Below are 17,557 nucleotides of genomic sequence, written 5' to 3'. Positions count from 1 at the left end.
AGCTAGTAGTTTGACGGCAGAACCCTGTACTGCATGATTTTATAGCACAGGAATTATGCGCTTTTACTGGAAAGGAAGATAGCGGAAATCCATAAAAACCTGGCTCATACCAGCACTTGGGGCGCCACCCAGCCCTTCCCAGGCCTTGCGGCGGGAATAAGCAAGCTGCAAACCGGCTTCTACAGTGCCGTAATGGCCCTTGAAGAAACGATACCACGCGCCAACGGTTGCTTCCATAACGCTGCGGGTGTTGCCTGTGCAGCCAAGGGTTGAAAGTTCTGTGGCCATTTCAACATTACAGCCGCTGTTATCAAACGATGGGTTGCCATACCCATAGGCAGAGCCATTGGCATCAAAGTAACGACGTCCAGCCTGTTGGTAGCCAAAATAGCCATACACATCGATAAGCTGGTTGGGGTGGGCAATCACGCCAGCCGTGCCTTGTACGGATGGAATGGGTGAGGGCTCGCCTCTGGAATTGAGGGTGGCATCAGGGAGCAGCACGGAACCATAGCGGCCAATACCTACCCCAGCCAAACCAGCAAGCCGTACTTCCACCTTATGCGGAAGGACGGGAAGCACCACAGAGCCACCACCGCCGCCAGCAATGGCAGTATGGTTGCGTCCGCCACCAAGTTCGGAAACGCGGGTATGGGGGAAGTGCAGAATACCCTCAACTTCGTAATGGCCCCAGTGTGGGTCCCATGCCAGTTTACCAATAATGTCTGGGGCAATTTCGTTGGGGAAGAGGGCATTGTTTGTCAGACCGGTGCCGTCATACCCAACAGTTGCAATGCGTCCATTTGGTAGGCGTACTTGCCCATCTGTCACGCTTGAAAAGCTATCAACATTATACAGCGTGGCCGAGTTTTCGATGGAAAGACCTGCCCATAATCTGTGCTGGAAGAAGTCTTTTACAAAGCGGAACTGGAGCTGCCGCGCCCATGTCTGGCCTGCCAGCATGGAGGATTCGATGGTGAGTGGCAGATTTTCCTGACGGGGAATAATACCCACGCGGCCCGGTGTCAGCATGCTCCATGCTTGTCCGGCCAGAAAGTGGAAGTTCAGAGCACTGTTATCGTAGGCCATATAAAGCTGACGCATACGGAAGGTGTAACTGTTACTTTCGTATGGATCTGTTGTGGAGGCACCCGCCCCAAAGTCCATTTCGTAAAACCCGGAAATGGTGGAGTTTTTATCGACGTTGCCGCGGGCCATAAGGGAAATACGGCTGTAACGTGCGCTGCCTTCAAAGTTATCGGTATGATAACGGGCATCGCCTTTGTAAGGCATGTCTGCCCAATAGTTAAAGGTGCCGGTAGATGTGTGGCGGTTTGATTCCACAGCTGCTGCATCCAGAAAACCACCTAAAATCAAGGTTATTGGCCCTAGGTGGAACACGCCGTGGTCACCCAGCGCACCGGCGGCCTGTGCGCCAGCCGTTTCACGCTGGTGCGGGCCAACCTGGTTTTCTGCAATGCGGGCAATCATGTCTTCTGCACGGTGGCCAACAACAGATTCCACTTCAGGGGTATCATTTTTGCCAGAAAATACCGGCTGTGCATCTGGGCCCATGGCATGGCGCATGGAGCGTGTGGAAGCTGGTGCGCTAATGCCCGGATCTGTGGAGGCGGTGCTGGCAATCGTGCCATCCTGCATGGCAACAGTAACGCCAGAGCCAGAACTGGCAACGGCATGGTGGCTGCCAGAAACAGCCCGCGCTGTAGTGGAAGTGCCATTACCGGCGTGTACAGTGCCGCGGCGCTGGGCAATCTGTTTTTGCACGCTTACAAGTGCTTTTTGCAATTCGCGCTGTTCGGTTTGAATGCGCGCAATCTGCTGTTCCAACGCATCAAGCGAGGCCGCATCATCTGCTGCCGCATAGGCGTAGTTCATGGCCATTCCGCCAGAGGCCAGCACAGTGCCCATGCATAGGCCTGTTTTGATATGACGTGCCATGCGGCAGGAAAACTGGCGGAAGATGCGCATTCGCTTTTCAAATATTGTTGAAGTGGTTCTTGTATGAAGGTGAACCATTTTCCTTGGCTTGTCGTAAAGAGCTCTCTCCTTAAAAAATAATTTCAGGGAAAAAAGATGTGCGTTAAGCAACAGGCGTTGGTTTTTATTATGCTCTGTTTGGTAAAGGAATATTTTTATGGCCAAGATGATCCACAGCATGTTGCGGGTGTTGGACGAGGCGCGTTCCACGCATTTTTACGCAGATACGCTTGGCATCAAACCTGTGGGCCGGTTTGAATTTGAGAGTTTTACATTGGTGTATCTGGCCAATGATGAGCAGACTTTTGAGCTTGAACTCACAATCAATCACGGTCGTACAGAACCTTATGATCTAGGGGAGGGTTACGGCCATCTTGCTGTGTCTGTTGCGGATGTGCAGGCAGAACACGATCGTATGGAAGCAGCCGGACATCCGGTTACACCGGTTAAAACGCTGGAAAATAAAGGTCAGGTGGTTGGGCAGTTCTTTTTTCTGACCGATCCAGACGGTTATAAAATTGAAGTATTGCAGCGCGGTGCCCCGGGGCGCTTCCTGTAAGCACGTTACAATTATGCCAGTAGAGCTCGGGAAAGACCGATTTCCGGGCCTGCTGGCTGTTTTCTCTCATGGCATCGGCGCTTAAAGTGGCGTATAAGCCACAGCATGCTGACATCTTTCCGTAAAATGCATGGTCTGGGGAATGATTTCGTCATTCTGGACGAGCGCGGTGGGCATCTGCCCCTTACGCCAGCCCGTATAGCTGCCTTGGCGCATAGGCGCCGTGGTATTGGGTGTGACCAGTTGGTGACGCTGCGCCCTGCCTGTGCAGAAGGGGCAGATGTTTTTGTGCGTTTTTTCAATCCTGATGGATCAGAAGCAGGTGCGTGCGGAAATGCTTCACGTTGCGTGGCAGATCTGATCTGGCGAGAAACGGGAAACAGAGCGCCTGTATTGCAAACGCGTGCCGGGTGTTTGCCTGCCCGGATAGAAGAAAACGGCTTGGTTACGGTAGATATGGGTGAACCCCGCCTGAGTTGGCAGGATGTGCCTTTGGCTGCGGAAATGGATACCCTGCATCTGCCATTGGAGGGTGATCCTGCCGCGGCATCTATGGGGAACCCGCACGCAACGTTTTTTGTGGAAGATTTTGCACGTCTCTCGCAAGGGGATGCGCTGGAGCATGATCCGCTTTTTCCCGAACGGGCGAATATCGGGTTTGCGCGTATTGATGGGCCTGCACGTATGCGGCTCAAAGTGCATGAACGCGGTGCCGGTGTAACAGAAGCCTGTGGTTCAGGCGCATGTGCTGCGGTGGTGAACGCAGCACGGCGCGGTTTGATCGAGCATGTGTGTGAAGTGGAGTTGGACGGTGGCGTTCTGAGGATTGAATGGGCAGCCAACAATCATGTGCTCATGACAGGGTCTGCAACAACAGCTTTTGAGGGGGCGGTTGATCTGGCCGCGTACCCGGAATGAGCAAGCCAGAAATTCTCACATTTGGCTGCCGTCTGAACACATGGGAAAGTGAAGTGATGCGTAACCACGCAGCTTCACTGAATAATGTGATTATCGTGAACACCTGTGCCGTTACGGGAGAAGCAGAGCGGCAGGCGCGGCAGGCTATTCGTCGCGCGCATCGTGAAAACCCGGATGCCCGCATTGTGGTTACTGGGTGTGCGGCCCAGATTAACCCTGAAAGCTGGAGTGATTTGCCCGGTGTAGCCCGTGTGCTGGGGAATGAGGAAAAGCTGAAGGCCGAAAGCTGGTCAGCTTCAGCCTTGTCTGAGCCACTTGCTGTGTCTGATATTATGGCAGCCAAGGAAACGGCCGCCCATCTGGTAACTGAGTTTGCAGGTCGCACACGGGCCTTTGTGCAGGTTCAGCAAGGGTGCAATCATCGGTGCACGTTCTGCATTATTCCTTTTGGGCGAGGGCCGTCTCGGTCTGTCCCCGTGGGGGCTGTGGTGGAGCAAGTGCGGGCTCTGGTGCAATCAGGGTATCGGGAAGTGGTGCTAACCGGGGTGGATATGACATCTTGGGGGGAAGACCTGCCCGGCAAACCGGTGCTTGGTCAGCTTTGCCGCCGCGTGTTGCGCCTGGTGCCAGAACTGGAGCGCATGCGCCTTTCTTCGGTTGATCCGGTCGAGATTGATGAAGATATCTGGCAGCTTCTGGCTGAAGAGCCGCGTTTTATGCCCTATCTGCATCTTTCCTTGCAGGCTGGGTCGGACCTTATTCTCAAGCGCATGAAGCGGCGGCATTTGGTTGCAGATGCAGCACGTGTGGTAGAACGTGCGCGAAACCTGCGACCAGATATTGGTATTGGCGCGGATGTTATTGCGGGTTTTCCAACAGAAGACGAATCGCTGTTTGAAGAAACGCGCAGTTTTCTTGCACAGCAGGCGCTGCCGTATCTGCATGTGTTCCCGTATAGTGAGCGGCCAGGCACGCCAGCTGCGCGTATGCGTGCTGTACCTGTGCCTGAACGCAAGGCGCGTGCTGCGCAGTTGCGGGAAGTGGGGGCAGCCTCTGCCGCCCGGTATTATGAAAGTCTTATAGGTCAGCCCCTACGTGTGCTGATGGAAACCCCAACCACCGGCCATAGTGAGCAGTTTGCGCCGGTGCGGCTTGCACAGGGTGAAGCCGAAGTGGGGGAAATTATAACCCTTCAGCCCACAATGGCCGAAAGTGCAGGGCTGGTGGTGGAAAGGATCTGAGATGGCGCTTGGTTTTTTCTCTCGTCTCAAGCAGGGATTGTCACGTTCTACCCAAAAGCTGGGTGGGGGTATTACGGGCATTTTCACCAAGCGCAAGCTGGATGACGAGGCACTGGAAGAGCTGGAAGATCTGCTGATTACAGCAGATATGGGACCGGCTGTTGCAGAGCGTATTATCGAATCCTTCCGATCTTCCCGTTTTGGCACTGAGGTGACGGACGAAGAAATTCGCACCACCTTGGCAGACGAAATTGCCACCATTCTTGAGCCAGTTGCCAAACCTTTTGAGCCTGACCCCGCGCACAAACCGCATGTTGTGTTGGTGGTGGGGGTAAATGGCGTGGGTAAAACAACCACCATTGGCAAAATGGCCCGCTTTTTTACTGAGGAAGGTAAGAAGGTGATGATGGTGGCGGGTGATACCTTCCGCGCCGCTGCGGTGGAGCAACTGCAGATTTGGGGGGAAAGAACCGGTTGCCCGGTTATTGCTGGCCCCCCGGGTGCAGATGCCGCTGGTTTGGCCTTTGAAGCGCTTAAACGCGGTAAGGCTGAAGGGGCTGATCTGCTGTTTGTGGATACGGCTGGCCGCTTGCACAATAAAAGTGCGCTGATGGAAGAACTTGCCAAGATTATCCGCGTCATGCGTAAGTTCGATGAAACGGCACCACACTCCGTGCTGTTGGTGCTGGATGCCACAACTGGCCAGAATGCTGTGGAGCAGGTGCGGGTGTTTCGCGAACTTGTGAATGTGACCGGTTTGGTGGTGACAAAATTGGATGGTTCTGCCCGTGGAGGCATTGTGGTGGCGCTGGCTGATCAGTTTGGGCTGCCCGTGCATGCCGTGGGTGTGGGTGAACAGGCAGAAGATCTGCGACCTTTCTCCGCAGTGGATTATGCACGCGGTTTAGTGGGTGTGGCTGACACAGTCTGATTTTTTGTGGAGAATTATGGTGGAAAAGACAGATTTTGATGCTTCTATCCATCATGGTTTCTTGACAGGATATGACAGCCCCGTTAGCAAGCGCCTGCACCCCTCTGAAGGGGCGAAGAATGAGTAAGAACGGTGACGATTCCTTTGATGCTCGGCTAAAGGCGGCAGAACGCCGCTCTGGCCTGGAGGAAAAGGGAGATTCAGCCGAGAAAGAAGATGCTGTAGAGCAATCTCTTCCTGGGCTGGCGCTCAGAGCTGGGGCAGAAATGCTTTCAGCACTGATAGTAGGCGTTGCTATTGGGTGGGAGCTAGATCACTGGCTCAAAACCCGGGCAGTTTTTCTCGTTATCTTCGCGCTGATGGGCGGAGGTGCTGGCGTGCTGAATGTTTGGCGGCTGGTCAAGTCGATAGACGGCAAGTAAGAAGCTGTAATCCGATACGATTCGGATGCGGTAAAGGGTTTTAGGAGAGCGGTTGTGGCGGGCGGTTCCAGCATCAACGTACTTGAACAGTTTGAGCTTCATCCCGTTCTTGGTGGGCTGGGCGAAGCATTGCGTTTCAGCCAATCCCCCTTGTACATGATTGTGGCAGTGTGTCTGGTTCTGGCGTTCCTGTATTTTGGTATGCGCCCAGCGGCAGTTGTTCCCGGTCGTTTGCAGGCAGCGGCAGAAGTTTGTTACGAATTTATTCATAACATGGCGGTTGATACGATTGGGCCAGAAGGCACGGCGTTCTTTCCGTTCATCTTTACGCTGTTCTTCTTTATTCTGGCCGGTAACTATATTGGTCTGCTGCCGTTTTCCTTTACGTTCACCAGCCATATTGCCGTAACCTTTGCGCTCGCCATGATGGTGTTTGTGCTTACGGTTATTGTCTCCCTTAAGGTGCAGGGGCTGCGTTTCTTTGCGCACTTCATGCCGGAAGGCGCTAGCCCGTTTCTGGCTCCGCTGCTGATCCCGATTGAAATTCTTTCTTTTCTTTCGCGTCCTGTCAGCCTCTCCATCCGACTGTTCGCCAACATGGTTGCCGGGCATGTCATGTTCGATATTTTCGCAAGCTTTGTTATCATGCTCGCCGGTTTTGGTGTGGTGGGTGACGTGTTTGCGGTTGGGCCGATTGCCATTAACGTGGCACTGATGGCTCTTGAGTTGCTTGTTGGTGTGTTGCAGGCCTATGTGTTTGCCATTCTGACGTGCATCTACCTGCGGGAGGCCGTGGCTCACTGAGGAGCTGCTTTGCCCGTTTCGTTTGAACTGTACTTGAAACAAGGAAGTGACTGATATGGACATCGCTGCAGCCCGGGAAATCGGTGCAGGTATCGCCGTGATCGCCCTTGCCGGCGTTGGTATCGGCCTCGGCAACATCTTCTCCACGCTGGTAAGCAGCATTGCGCGCAACCCGGCTTCCCGCCCGCATGTGTTCGGTCTGGGTATGCTCGGCTTTGCTCTGACAGAAGCTATCGCTCTGTTCGCGCTGCTGATCGCGTTCCTGATCCTGTTCGTCTGAGAAAGCTTTCAGGAAAGAGGAGAACATTCCTGTGGGTGTGATTAAGAAGATGCTTCGTGCCGGCCTGTTCGCAACGGTTTCCGGTGTGTCTCTTCTGGCCGTTTCCGCGCCTGGTGCATATGCCACGGGAATGCCTCAGCTAGATTTTGCCAACCCCCTTGTAACCGGTCAGGTTATGTGGGGTGCGGTAATTTTCTTCGTCTTTTATATGGTGCTCAGCAAAGCCATGCTGCCCGGCGTTGCCCGGGTGCTGGAAGACCGTAGCAAGCGTATTTCTGGGGATCTGGAAATTGCACGCGCGGCTAAGCAGGACGCCGATAAAGCTGTTGCTGAACTTCAGCAGGCCCGTAAAGATGCCATGGCAGAAGCCCAGGCGCATCTTGATCAGGTTCTGGCAGAAGAACATAAAGCTGCCGAACAGCAGATGCAGGAAATTAATGCGCGGGTGACAGCAGAAATTGCTGATGCCGAAAAACGCGTGGCTGAGGAAAAAACGCGTGCATTGAGCGCGCTTAAAGAAATTGCAGGTGATACCACGCAGGCTCTGGTTCAGCGTCTGACGGGTATTGTGCCTGATGCTCAGCTTGTTGCCCAGAAGGTTGAAAGCGCTTCGGCGCACAGCACTATCTGACCAGCTCCGGGGGAATTTTCGTCATGTCTGGCATTTTTCACGAAGCGGGTTTCTGGGTCGCTGTTTCGTTCGTTCTGTTCTTCGTGCTGGTTGGTAAAAAGATTTGGGGGCCAATTGCCACCATTCTGGATAGCCGCGCCAACCGTATCCGTGAAGAACTGGATGAAGCTGCCCGCTTGAGAAGAGAAGCTGAGCAGATGCTAGAAGATGCCACGCGTGATCGTGAGCAGGCACTGGCAGAAGCTAAGTCTTATGTAGAGCAGGCACATCAGCAGGCTGCTGAAATGGCCCAGAAAGCACGTGCAGAGGCAGAAGCCGCTGTGCAGCGCCATGAGCAAATGGCGCGTGATCGTATTGCCGCTGTAGAACGCGCTGCTGTTAAAGAAGTGCGCCAGTTGGCAATTGATGTGGCCGTACAGGCTGCCAACGGTGTTATTCCTCAGACGCTTGATGAGCAAAAAGCCGCAGGGCTTGTTGATCAGGCGCTGGCTGGTTTGCCTGCCGCTCTTGCGCGCAAGGCAGCCTGAAACATTATCAGCTGAATGGTGAATACGTGACAGGTCTGGTTTCAGCCTCACCGTCACAGCATAACGATGCTCAGTGTGAACTGAGCATCGTTATTGCTGTTTTGGATGAACAGGATAATCTGCCACAGGTTTGCCGAGAACTGGCCGAGGCCATGCAGCAATTGCCTGCGGCCGAAGTTGTTTTTGTAGATGATGGTAGCCAAGATCAGACCGTAGAAGTTTTGCAGCGCTTGCGGGATGAATGTTTGCCAAGCTTACGCATTCTTTCCCATGATCGACGTTGCGGTAAGTCTGCTGCATTGCGCACAGGTATTACAGCGGCTCGTGGTACATGGATTGCCACTATTGATGGCGATGGTCAGGATGACCCGCGTGAACTGGGCTCTTTAGTTTCTCTTGCTCAAGCGCAGGCATCCAAGGGCAGAGCACCGCTTGTGGTAGGGGTGCGCACACGCCGTAAAGATGGTTGGTCCCGCCGTTTTGCAACGCGTTTTGCTAACGGGCTGCGGCAGAAACTTTTAAATGATCAGTGCCCGGATACAGGCGCACCTATCAAAATTTTCCAACGAGCAGATTTCCTCCGTTTGCCGCAGTTTGAAGGTTTGCACCGTTTTCTTCCAGCGTTGTTTGGCTCTTACAGTGTACCGTTGGTGTGCCACCCTGTTACGCATCGGCCGCGTTTGCACGGGCAGTCTAAATATACCAACTTCAATCGTGCGGTGGTAGGCGTGCGTGATCTGCTGGGCGTGATGTGGTTGCGGAATCGTACACATCTTCCAAAATCGATTCGTGAATGCTGAATCAGAAAAACGGTCACCAGCCACTTTCTCTTAAAGCCCTGCTGCTTTTAGGCCTTGCTGCTTTTTTGCTGTTTCTGCCAGGGCGAGCTGTTACGCCACCATTTGATCGGGATGAACCCCGATACATGGAAGCCACGGCGCAAATGCTAGAATCGCACAATTTTGTAGATGTGCGCTTTCAGGACAAACCACGTTATTTGCAACCCGCTGGTATTTACTGGCTGGAGGCCGCGGCTGTTTCTCTTACAGGAATGCAGCATCAGCGGGTTGTTTGGCCGTACCGTATCCCCTCACTTCTGGCTATGTCTGGCGCTGTTGTTCTTACGGCGCTTATTGGCTCCATGCTGTTTGGGGCTTCGGCCGGCTTGGGTGCGGGCTTGTTGTTTATGGCTTCTGTGCTGGTTGCAGCAGAAAGCCGTATGGCCACAATCGATTCCTGCCTGCTGCTTACAGTTTTGCTCGCGCAGTTGGCGCTAACAGGCGCTTTGCGAGATCGCCAGCAAGGTGTGGCCACACCAATAAAACGTGCTTTGCTGTATTGGGGCGCCATTGGCTGCGGCCTCATGTTGAAAGGGCCGGTTATTCTTATCCCATCTCTTGCAACACCGTTGGTGTTGGGAATGCTGGATCGAGATTTTGGTCTGTGGCGCAGAATGCGTCCGGCATGGGGCTGGCTTTTGTCCGCTGCTATTTTGGTGCCGTGGTGCGTTGCTATTGGGGTTGTGAGCCACGGTGAGTTTTTTCGGAATGCTGTTGGCACTAATTTCTTAGGAAAGGTTGCGTCTGGGCAGCAAGCACATGGGCTGCCGCCGGGCTACCACCTGTTGGTTTTTTTGCTGGCGTTTTGGCCTGGCTCATTTTTTGCAGCCTGTGTCGCACCTCTAGTCTGGCGCGCGCGCAAGCAAGAAACGGTGCGCTATCTGCTGTGCTGGATTGTTCCACATTGGGTGGTGTTTGAAGCGATTGCTACCAAGCTCCCGCATTACGTGCTGCCTACTTATCCCGCTATAGCCATTCTTATAGCTACCTTTTTGGTTCAGGGCGGGGATGTATGGCGTCATTGGCCTGCCCGTGTTTGGGGTAAGGTGCTGCTAAGCATTTATGCTGTTGCGTGGGCTCTGGTGGGCATTGCCTTGGCCGTTGCGGGCCCAACTTTAGTGTGGGTATTGGAGCACAAAATATCCGCAGCAGCTATTGTTCTGGCCTTGGGTGTGTTGCCGTTGGTTGGTCTTGCAACGTGGTATATTTCACGCGCACGCTTGCAACAGGCTGCTTTAGCCAGTGTGGCTGCGGCCGTACTGCTCTATGTGGGTTTATTTACGGTTGTGGTGCCGCAGTTGCAGAGCATCTGGTTGGCCCCGCGTCTGACAGCATTGGTGCAAGCACATCAACCGTGTGCAGAGTCGCATGTGGTGTCAGTATCATTTTCTGAGCCAAGTCTGGTCTTTCTGCTGGGCGGCAAGGTGTTGCTAATAGGTGCAGAAAATGCGGCAGCAGCCATAAAGGCAGATGCAAAGTGCACTGTGGCGCTTGTTGATCAGCGAGATACCCCCGCATTTATGGCAGCTTTGGGTCACAAAGCAGCAGATGCCGTTAGCCTTGGCACAGTCGGTGGGCTGAATTACTCGAACGGCCATCATTTGCTTATAAGTTTGTACAAGCTGAATACGCCGCCAAAGCAGTAAAACTGTTTGAATGGACGGATATAAAACGCATTTCTACAGCGGAATGTAAAAATGCGTTCAGTATTTTGGGAAGTGCAAAAGGAAATGCCCGCTGGCGGATTCGAACCACCGGCCCCATCATTACGAATGACGTGCTCTACCAACTGAGCTAAGCGGGCACATTTTGTTTGCGGGGCGGTGACTATCATGATCCCTGTGCCTACGCAAGGGAAAACTGCAATTCACCCAGAGGTTTGGACGACAACAAAACGTTATTTCTGGCTTTAAGCAGGGGTGCCATTCTGTTTTGAGTGTGACGGAACAGTTTTTTCGTTTTAAGAACTATCCGTATGAACATGTCGCAGTTATTTGGCTTGGTGCGGGAGGCCCTTAATCCCGGGCAGAATGTTCCGGTTGATCAAAAACGGCATGTTCGGCTTGTGAAGGGAATTGTGGAATGCCCTTGCTGTGGTCATTACCAGCACCTGTCAGAACTTAAACCCGGAACACAGGCCCGTTGCTGCCGATGTGGGCAATTGCTGGATCGGCGCAATCGCACTTCTCCCATAGCAACACCCTTAGCTTTTTGTATCAGCTCGGCGTCTCTCTATCTGGCCATGCTACTTTCCACATTGATGATGCTGGATCTGTATGGGCGAGAGAGAACCGTAGATATTCTTACCGGCCCGATAGAATTGCTGCATGAAGGCTGGGGCGAAATTGGCGTGTTGGTGGCCATAGCCACCATTATTGTGCCTGGGCTTGTAATCAGCATGATGATGCTGGTGCTGGTTGGCGCGCTTCAGCCCAAGTTGCCATTCTGGGTGCCGCACCTTCTTAAATGGTATGAACGCTTGCGCCCGTGGTCGATGGTGGAGGTGTATATTCTGGGCGTTTTTGTGGCCTACACCAAGCTGTCAGACATGGCTTATGTGCAGGTAGGGGCTGCGGTCTTTCTGGTCGCCTCACTTATGGTTACCATGTCTGCCACAGATGCCACGTTGGATACGGAGCTCATTTGGCGGCGCCGGCAAACAGATACCAGCTTGCGGCGTATGGATAACCAGCGTGTACGCCTATCCTGCGAGGAAATAGGCCCAAGTGACCAAATGCCACCAGCCAGCCATATGGTATCCTGCCTATCTTGCTCTGCCGTGCTGCTGTTTGATGAAAAGCTGGATCAAACAGCCCCGTTAGGGTTCTGTCCTCGCTGCGGCCATGTGCTGCGCCAACGCAAGCCAGATAGCATTGCCCGCACTGTGGCACTGCTTGTTTCCGCTGTGGTGTTCTATCTGCCCGCCAATATCTACCCAGTTATGACCGTTATTCGGCTGGGTGCAGGTACGGGGCACACCATTGTTGAAGGGGCCATAGAGCTGTGGGAAAGCAACATGATACCGCTTTCCCTGCTGGTGCTGTTTGCCAGTGTGCTGGTGCCCGTTCTTAAAATTATCGGGCTGATGTTTATGGTGATCAGTACCAAATACCATTCTGCACGAAATCTGGCTGCCAGATCCAGACTTTACAGGCTGGTAGATGTTATCGGGCGCTGGTCTATGATTGACGTATTCATGGTTTCCATTCTGGTGGCCATGGTGCGCTTTAGCAGTATGGCCAGCATTAGCGCCAATGGCGGTGTGGTATGTTTTGCCGCTGTTGTGGTGCTGACAATTTTTGCAGTGCATGCATTTGACCCTCGGCTGATGTGGGATGCAGCGGGCAAAAACGGTGATTCGGCCCCAGCCGATGCCGGGCAAAATTGTCCGGCAAAAATTGAGGCCGCTGCACATTGGGACAACATGGAGCCGGACAGGGCGTGAACGGACACAGTCATAATCATTTCTCTCCTCCAGAAGGGGAAAGTGCTCAGGATGCTCTGGTAAGGCGCATTCGGTTTTCCATTATCTGGATTATTCCCATTGTTTCCGTGCTGATTGCGGGCTTTTTGGTCTGGCGCAGTTTTATGGACAATGGACCAGAAATTACCGTTGTATTTGATACAGCCGATGGCCTGACCAGCGGCCAGACACAGGTCAAAAATAAATCTGTGGTTCTGGGCACGGTGGAAGGTGTTTCGCTGACTGATGACCTGCGGCATGTCAAAGTGCGTATCCGTATGAACAAGGGTACGAATGATATGCTCACGGATAGCGGCCGTTTCTGGGTTGTGCGTCCACGTATCAATGGTGCCAGCATTACTGGTTTGGAAACCCTGATGTCTGGCGCGTATATTGCGTTTGACCCGGGGCTGAACAAGGATGGTCACCCCGCAGGCAAACGCACCACAACCTTTGAGGGGCTGGAAGCTCCTCCAGGTGTGCGTTCAGATCAACCCGGCCGTATTTATACGCTGGTAGCAGGCAATATTGGGTCTATCGGGCAAGGGGCACCTGTTTTCTTCCGTGATGTGGATGTGGGGGAAGTGCTGGGTTACACCATGCCACCTGGTGGGCGCGGTCCTGTGCTGATCCAGATTTTTGTGCGCGAACCTTACGATCATTATCTGAACACCAATTCCCGTTTCTGGAACGTTTCTGGTGTTAAGGTTGGGTTTGGTGCAGGTGGTCTTAAGGTGCAGCTGCAATCCTTGCAGGCGTTGTTTTCTGGTGGCGTGGCTTTTGGTCTGCCGCCTGTTGCAGAAAGTCGTTTACATCCAGCATCAGAAGCTCCGGCCAACACAGTTTTCAAGCTGTATGACACCCATGAAGATGCAGATAACGCAGGCTACCGTGAGCGCGTGCCACTTGCCACTTATGTGATGTCTTCTGTCAAAGGTTTGGATGTTGGCAGCCAGGTGACGATGTTCGGGATCCAGGTGGGGAATGTGACCAGCGTGAAGCTGGATCTAAGCTCCAACCCGGGGCACCCGCGTGTGCGTATTGGTATGGAAGTTCAGCCTGAACGCGTGCTGTCTCCGGCTGAACTGCGGAATAATAATCTGACAGATATGTTCCGCACTCTGGTGGCGAATGGCCTGCGTGCCTCAACAGACAGTGTCAGCTTCCTGACGGGTGAGGGGATGATTTCCCTGAACTTCATCAAGAACCCCGCACCGGCCACAACCAGTATGGAAGGTCCTACGCTGGTTATTCCAAGCCAAGCCGGTGGTATGGGCGGAATTATGGATTCGCTGTCCACGATTACGTCTCGTCTGGCGGCTATGCCGTTTGAACAGATTGGCACAAACGCCAATAATCTGCTGGCCCATGCGGATCAGACGTTGGTTAGCCCGGAAGTTAAGCAATCTCTGGTTGGGTTGCGCAATTCCATGCAGAACCTGCAGGCCCTTACGCATGATCTACGCAATGGTATGGCACCATTGAGCAAGCGTCTGCCAGAAATGGCACAGCAACTTGATCAAACCCTGCAGAATGCCAACCGCCTGCTGGCCAGTTATGGCGGTAACAGTGATTTCCATCGGAATCTGCAATCCATGGTGGTGCAGTTGGGGCAGACAGCGCGCTCCCTGCGGTTCCTGTCAGATTTCCTGACCAACCATCCTTCTGCGCTGCTTTCAGGACGATAAGATCATGACGCAAACTGTTTCTTGCAAGCCCATGAACACCCGTCTTGACCGGCGTATGTTGCTCCGCCTGAGCGGGGTGGCCGGACTGGGTGTTATGGCTTTTACGCTCACGGCCTGTTCTGGCGGGAGCCCATCACTTTACACATTGGCGGTTACGCCCGGCCAACCGCAGCCAGGTGGGCCACGCTTTGTAGAAGTGCGCCTGCCTACGGTGGCATCTGGATTGGATAGAGACCGGATTGTTACGGCAGATAGCGGCTATAAGCTTACAGTCTCTTCTGCTGATGCATGGAGCGATTCCCTGCCAGCCCAGATCAGCCGCGTTATGGCGGGTGATCTGGCACAGCGCCTGCCGGGCACAGGCGTGTTTGTAGAGAATGATACCGTGGCGACTGAGCCGGAAGCCTATGTGGATATGTCCATTAGTCGCTTCTCAACCGGTCCGTCTGGCAATGTGGAGCTGGATGCCACGCTTTCCATCCAGCCCGCATCAGCTGGTGCTCCTGGCAAGGATGAGCAGTATTATATGCAGAACTTTACACTGCAGGGCACACAGGCCAGTGCCACCATGCCAATGGTGCAGGTGTTAAGCCAGTTGCTGGGCCAGTTGGCGGATGTTGCTGCCCAGCAGCTACGTCAGCTTCCTTCTGGTCAATCCACCGGGCGGCACACCATTGTGCGCAAGAAAGCACAGCACGGATGATATCGCTCTAAACTGTGGTGCGTGAAGGTTACAAAAAAAGCGGCCAATTTGGCCGCTTTTTTATTTGGTCATAAGCTGGCCTCAGGCGGTGCCTGGGCCAAACTCAGCATCATGGTCGATCAGGGGAATAGGGTAGTCCCCCGTAAAGCAGGCATCGCAATAGCGGGCATCGCTTGCCTGACGGTCTTTGTAACCCATGGCGCGATACAAACCGTCCAGCGAAATAAAGGCAAGGCTATCCACGCCAATCAGTTCTGCCATGGCTTTCAGATCGTTCTGGGCTGCCAGCAATTTGCTGCGTTCTGGCGTATCAATGCCATAGAAGCAGGAATGCCGAGTGGGTGGGGAAGAAATGCGCATATGCACTTCTGTTGCCCCTGCAGCCCGTACCATATCCACAATCTTGCGGGATGTGGTGCCGCGCACAATGGAATCATCCACCAAAATAACGCGCTTACCGCTCAGAATTGGGCGATTGGGGGAGTGTTTCATCTTCACACCCAAATGCCGGATCTGATCTGTGGGTTCGATAAAGGTGCGTCCCACGTAATGGTTGCGGATAATGCCAAGTTCGAACGGAATACCGCTGGCTTCAGCGTAACCGATAGCTGAAGGCACGCCGGAATCAGGCACCGGCACCACCACATCGGCTTCTACGTGGCTTTCACGCGCCAGTTCGTGGCCAATCTGCTTACGCACTTCGTAAACAGGCAGCCCTTCCAGAACAGAGTCAGGGCGTGCGAAATAGATGTATTCAAACACGCAAAAACGCGGGTGTGTATCACCAAACGGGCGCAGGGAGCGGATACCGTTTTCATCAATCACAACCAGTTCGCCCGGTTCCACATCACGCACAAATTCTGCGCCGATAATGTCCAGACCACAGGTTTCGGATGCCAGAACCCAAGAGGGTTCTTTACCATCTTCGGAAGGCAGCTTGCCAAGCACCAGCGGGCGCACACCCATGGGGTCACGCACACCGATGAGGGCATCTTCAGACAGCACAACCAATGAATACGCGCCGGTTACCCGTTTTAGCGCATCAATCAGCCGGTCTTCCACTGTTGCGTAAAGAGAAATGGCAATCAGATGGATGAAAACTTCCGAATCCGTGGTGGACTGGAACAGGCAACCGCGGCGGATAAGTTCGCTCCGCAGGGTGTCGGCATTTGTCAGGTTGCCGTTATGGGCCACAGCCAAGCCGCCAAACGCAAATTCAGCAAACAGCGGCTGTACGTTACGGAGCAGCGTAGCGCCTGTTGTGGCGTAACGGTTATGGCCAATGGCGCGTGTGCCTTTAAGCGTAGCCATAACGCGGGAATCTGCAAACACATCACTGACAAGGCCTAGGCCTCGGTGAGAGTGAAAGCGACGTTCCTGCGGGTCAAAACAGACAATACCGGCGGCTTCTTGCCCGCGGTGTTGTAGGGCGTGCAAACCCAGAGTGGTAAGGGGAGCAGCATCCTTAGCGTTCCAGATACCAAAGACAGCACATTCTTCGTGTGGATGATCATCATCCAGTGTCAGTGGATCAGGCAAGGAAGCAGACGGCGTGGGATGGGCGAGCATAAGCGTGCAGGGCCTCCGCAGAAGGTCAGAAACTGGCCGTATGGGATCACAAGGTGGCGTCATGACCTGTAGAAGGATTCCGCGCAACCCCTTTTGCGCTTAAATCCGGTAGATATGGCTGGATATGGGATGCGCCGAGCCGGATGTAAGGGGTAAGCCGGCTATCTTCTGTCAGGGCGGCCATGTCTTGGGGTTGTAGTAACCATTGTGCGGCCATGAACAGCACGACCACCAAAAATATCCCCCGCACAATTCCAAAAAGCAGGCCCAGTAACCGATCCAGCGCATCCAGGGGTGTAGCTTTAACGATTCGGACAATGGCAGCAGAAAGCACATAACCCGCGCACAATACCCCAAGCAGTAGCAGAGCAAAGGAGCCTATCTGTGCGCCGGTTGGGGAAGTGATGAAGCGCTGCACAAAAGGCAGAAAAGCTGCATGAAAACGCAGCGCCAGCACAATGGCAATGCCCCAGCTTACAAAGCCGAGCGCATGCCGGGTGAACCCTCGCCAAGCACCATGCAGGGCAGACAGGCCAATAATCAGCAGGGAAAGGGCATCTATGGCAGCCATGAGGCAGGCTTTATGCCAATGAATGAGCGACCTGTCATGCGCTTCTGTATTTTATGGCAGCTTGCTGGTGGTAACGCGCCAAGGGCGCATAACCTTGCCATTTCTTTTTTTCCGATGCGGCGGTTGATTCAACTTCATCAACAGCTCTGCCACTTCCAGCCTACGCAGCAGTTCTGTCCATACTTCGGCCGGATCAACATCCTGGCTTTCCCACAATTTGTGCAGGGTTTGCAGAAACAACGCGCTTTCATGCACAATATCCTGCTCCCGGTTATCTATAAACGCGGCAGTGCAGTTTGTGGCATGGAGCCCGACCTGCCGGCAGAGCCGCTTGAGCGCGGCGCTGGCTGGAGGAGAGGCAGGTGGGGGTGAAGTAACCATAAGGTGAATGATGCGCTGCATCTTCACCCTTG

Annotated in this window: 18 protein-coding genes and 1 tRNA gene; 14 read left to right on the top strand and 5 right to left on the bottom strand. The window is 53.8% G+C overall.

All coding sequences use genetic code 11. The features are described from left to right. Positions 1-63: 63 nt before the first annotated feature. On the bottom strand, positions 64-2,109 hold the full coding sequence (locus ABNV41_RS10025; protein WP_050818630.1) for a hypothetical protein: 2,046 nt from the start codon (positions 2,107-2,109) through the stop codon (positions 64-66). 46 nt (positions 2,110-2,155) lie between these two features. Here ABNV41_RS10025 and ABNV41_RS10020 point away from each other — a divergent pair, with 46 nt between their 5' ends. The 11 genes from ABNV41_RS10020 to ABNV41_RS09970 all read left to right on the top strand — a co-directional run bounded on the left by ABNV41_RS10020 (position 2,156) and on the right by ABNV41_RS09970 (position 10,796). Further along, entirely contained in the window at positions 2,156-2,557 is a 402-nt protein-coding gene (locus ABNV41_RS10020; RefSeq protein ID WP_003624126.1) for a VOC family protein, read from the top strand. Between the two features lie 105 nt (positions 2,558-2,662). After that, positions 2,663-3,475, top strand: a complete 813-nt coding sequence (gene dapF / locus ABNV41_RS10015) for a diaminopimelate epimerase (protein WP_050818629.1) — start codon at positions 2,663-2,665, stop codon at positions 3,473-3,475. Next, positions 3,472-4,716 (top strand): tRNA (N(6)-L-threonylcarbamoyladenosine(37)-C(2))-methylthiotransferase MtaB, encoded by a 1,245-nt coding sequence (mtaB, locus tag ABNV41_RS10010; RefSeq protein ID WP_050818628.1) that lies wholly within the window; start codon positions 3,472-3,474, stop codon positions 4,714-4,716. The genes dapF and mtaB overlap by 4 nt, the downstream gene beginning before the upstream one ends. A gap of 1 nt (position 4,717) precedes the next feature. After that, entirely contained in the window at positions 4,718-5,647 is a 930-nt protein-coding gene (ftsY, locus tag ABNV41_RS10005) for a signal recognition particle-docking protein FtsY (protein ID WP_050818627.1), read from the top strand. A 119-nt stretch (positions 5,648-5,766) separates the two neighbouring features. Continuing rightward, the gene (locus ABNV41_RS10000; RefSeq protein ID WP_050818626.1) at positions 5,767-6,069 is read left to right on the top strand and encodes an AtpZ/AtpI family protein; all 303 of its coding nucleotides are present in this window, start codon (positions 5,767-5,769) and stop codon (positions 6,067-6,069) included. A 54-nt stretch (positions 6,070-6,123) separates the two neighbouring features. Continuing rightward, positions 6,124-6,873 carry a F0F1 ATP synthase subunit A gene (locus ABNV41_RS09995; RefSeq protein WP_003624139.1) on the top strand — a complete coding sequence of 250 codons (750 nt, stop codon included), beginning with the start codon at positions 6,124-6,126 and terminating at the stop codon, positions 6,871-6,873. Between the two features lie 55 nt (positions 6,874-6,928). After that, positions 6,929-7,153: an ATP synthase subunit C family protein gene (locus ABNV41_RS09990; protein ID WP_003624142.1), complete on the top strand. Its 225-nt coding sequence runs from the start codon at positions 6,929-6,931 to the stop codon at positions 7,151-7,153. Positions 7,154-7,202: 49 nt separating this feature from the next. Continuing rightward, positions 7,203-7,784, top strand: coding sequence for an ATP synthase F0 subunit B' (locus ABNV41_RS09985; protein WP_050820279.1), 582 nt, complete (start codon positions 7,203-7,205; stop codon positions 7,782-7,784). A 23-nt stretch (positions 7,785-7,807) separates the two neighbouring features. After that, positions 7,808-8,311 carry a F0F1 ATP synthase subunit B gene (gene atpF, locus ABNV41_RS09980; RefSeq protein ID WP_019088569.1) on the top strand — a complete coding sequence of 168 codons (504 nt, stop codon included), beginning with the start codon at positions 7,808-7,810 and terminating at the stop codon, positions 8,309-8,311. Positions 8,312-8,337: 26 nt separating this feature from the next. Further along, the gene (locus ABNV41_RS09975) at positions 8,338-9,111 is read left to right on the top strand and encodes a glycosyltransferase family 2 protein (RefSeq protein WP_050818625.1); all 774 of its coding nucleotides are present in this window, start codon (positions 8,338-8,340) and stop codon (positions 9,109-9,111) included. Continuing rightward, positions 9,105-10,796, top strand: coding sequence for a glycosyltransferase family 39 protein (locus ABNV41_RS09970; RefSeq protein ID WP_050818624.1), 1,692 nt, complete (start codon positions 9,105-9,107; stop codon positions 10,794-10,796). Before ABNV41_RS09975 ends, ABNV41_RS09970 begins: the two co-directional genes overlap by 7 nt. A gap of 85 nt (positions 10,797-10,881) precedes the next feature. Here ABNV41_RS09970 and ABNV41_RS09965 read toward each other — a convergent pair. Continuing rightward, positions 10,882-10,954: transfer RNA gene (locus ABNV41_RS09965), tRNA-Thr, on the bottom strand. 171 nt (positions 10,955-11,125) lie between these two features. On the opposite strand from ABNV41_RS09965, the gene ABNV41_RS09960 reads away from it, so the two are divergent. From ABNV41_RS09960 to ABNV41_RS09950, 3 genes are read left to right on the top strand one after another with little or no spacing between them, the layout of a single operon-like run. Further along, on the top strand, positions 11,126-12,595 hold the full coding sequence (locus tag ABNV41_RS09960; protein WP_050818623.1) for a paraquat-inducible protein A: 1,470 nt from the start codon (positions 11,126-11,128) through the stop codon (positions 12,593-12,595). Beyond that, positions 12,592-14,301 carry an intermembrane transport protein PqiB gene (locus ABNV41_RS09955; RefSeq protein WP_050818622.1) on the top strand — a complete coding sequence of 570 codons (1,710 nt, stop codon included), beginning with the start codon at positions 12,592-12,594 and terminating at the stop codon, positions 14,299-14,301. The genes ABNV41_RS09960 and ABNV41_RS09955 overlap by 4 nt, the downstream gene beginning before the upstream one ends. A gap of 4 nt (positions 14,302-14,305) precedes the next feature. Beyond that, positions 14,306-15,004, top strand: a complete 699-nt coding sequence (locus ABNV41_RS09950) for a membrane integrity-associated transporter subunit PqiC (RefSeq protein WP_050818621.1) — start codon at positions 14,306-14,308, stop codon at positions 15,002-15,004. An 81-nt stretch (positions 15,005-15,085) separates the two neighbouring features. Here ABNV41_RS09950 and purF read toward each other — a convergent pair whose 3' ends face one another. Genes purF through ABNV41_RS09935 form a run of 3 tightly spaced genes read right to left on the bottom strand, consistent with a single transcriptional unit; the run spans position 15,086 to position 17,546 of the window. Continuing rightward, positions 15,086-16,573, bottom strand: a complete 1,488-nt coding sequence (gene purF / locus ABNV41_RS09945) for an amidophosphoribosyltransferase (RefSeq protein WP_087651594.1) — start codon at positions 16,571-16,573, stop codon at positions 15,086-15,088. A 46-nt stretch (positions 16,574-16,619) separates the two neighbouring features. After that, the gene (locus ABNV41_RS09940; protein WP_050818619.1) at positions 16,620-17,144 is read right to left on the bottom strand and encodes a CvpA family protein; all 525 of its coding nucleotides are present in this window, start codon (positions 17,142-17,144) and stop codon (positions 16,620-16,622) included. A gap of 51 nt (positions 17,145-17,195) precedes the next feature. Further along, positions 17,196-17,546, bottom strand: a complete 351-nt coding sequence (locus ABNV41_RS09935; protein WP_050820278.1) for a hypothetical protein — start codon at positions 17,544-17,546, stop codon at positions 17,196-17,198. Between the last annotated feature and the right edge of the window lie 11 nt (positions 17,547-17,557).

The organism is Acetobacter sp. A11-2, from assembly GCF_040208445.1.
Taxonomy (GTDB): domain Bacteria; phylum Pseudomonadota; class Alphaproteobacteria; order Acetobacterales; family Acetobacteraceae; genus Acetobacter; species Acetobacter oryzoeni.
This window is presented reverse-complemented; position numbering and strand designations above follow the sequence as displayed.

Excerpts from the sequence above, each read along its gene's own strand:
- ABNV41_RS10000 (WP_050818626.1), top strand. The coding sequence starts at position 5,767 with ATGAGTAAGAACGGTGACGATTCCTTTGATGCTCGGCTAAAGGCGGCA.
- atpF (WP_019088569.1), top strand. The coding sequence starts at position 7,808 with ATGTCTGGCATTTTTCACGAAGCGGGTTTCTGGGTCGCTGTTTCGTTC.
- purF (WP_087651594.1), bottom strand. The coding sequence starts at position 16,573 with ATGCTCGCCCATCCCACGCCGTCTGCTTCCTTGCCTGATCCACTGACA.
- ABNV41_RS09935 (WP_050820278.1), bottom strand. The coding sequence starts at position 17,546 with ATGCAGCGCATCATTCACCTTATGGTTACTTCACCCCCACCTGCCTCT.
- ABNV41_RS09950 (WP_050818621.1), top strand. The coding sequence starts at position 14,306 with ATGACGCAAACTGTTTCTTGCAAGCCCATGAACACCCGTCTTGACCGG.
- ftsY (WP_050818627.1), top strand. The coding sequence starts at position 4,718 with ATGGCGCTTGGTTTTTTCTCTCGTCTCAAGCAGGGATTGTCACGTTCT.
- dapF (WP_050818629.1), top strand. The coding sequence starts at position 2,663 with ATGCTGACATCTTTCCGTAAAATGCATGGTCTGGGGAATGATTTCGTC.
- ABNV41_RS09990 (WP_003624142.1), top strand. The coding sequence starts at position 6,929 with ATGGACATCGCTGCAGCCCGGGAAATCGGTGCAGGTATCGCCGTGATC.
- ABNV41_RS09985 (WP_050820279.1), top strand. The coding sequence starts at position 7,203 with ATGCTTCGTGCCGGCCTGTTCGCAACGGTTTCCGGTGTGTCTCTTCTG.
- ABNV41_RS09960 (WP_050818623.1), top strand. The coding sequence starts at position 11,126 with ATGAACATGTCGCAGTTATTTGGCTTGGTGCGGGAGGCCCTTAATCCC.
- ABNV41_RS09970 (WP_050818624.1), top strand. The coding sequence starts at position 9,105 with ATGCTGAATCAGAAAAACGGTCACCAGCCACTTTCTCTTAAAGCCCTG.
- mtaB (WP_050818628.1), top strand. The coding sequence starts at position 3,472 with ATGAGCAAGCCAGAAATTCTCACATTTGGCTGCCGTCTGAACACATGG.
- ABNV41_RS09940 (WP_050818619.1), bottom strand. The coding sequence starts at position 17,144 with ATGGCTGCCATAGATGCCCTTTCCCTGCTGATTATTGGCCTGTCTGCC.
- ABNV41_RS10020 (WP_003624126.1), top strand. The coding sequence starts at position 2,156 with ATGGCCAAGATGATCCACAGCATGTTGCGGGTGTTGGACGAGGCGCGT.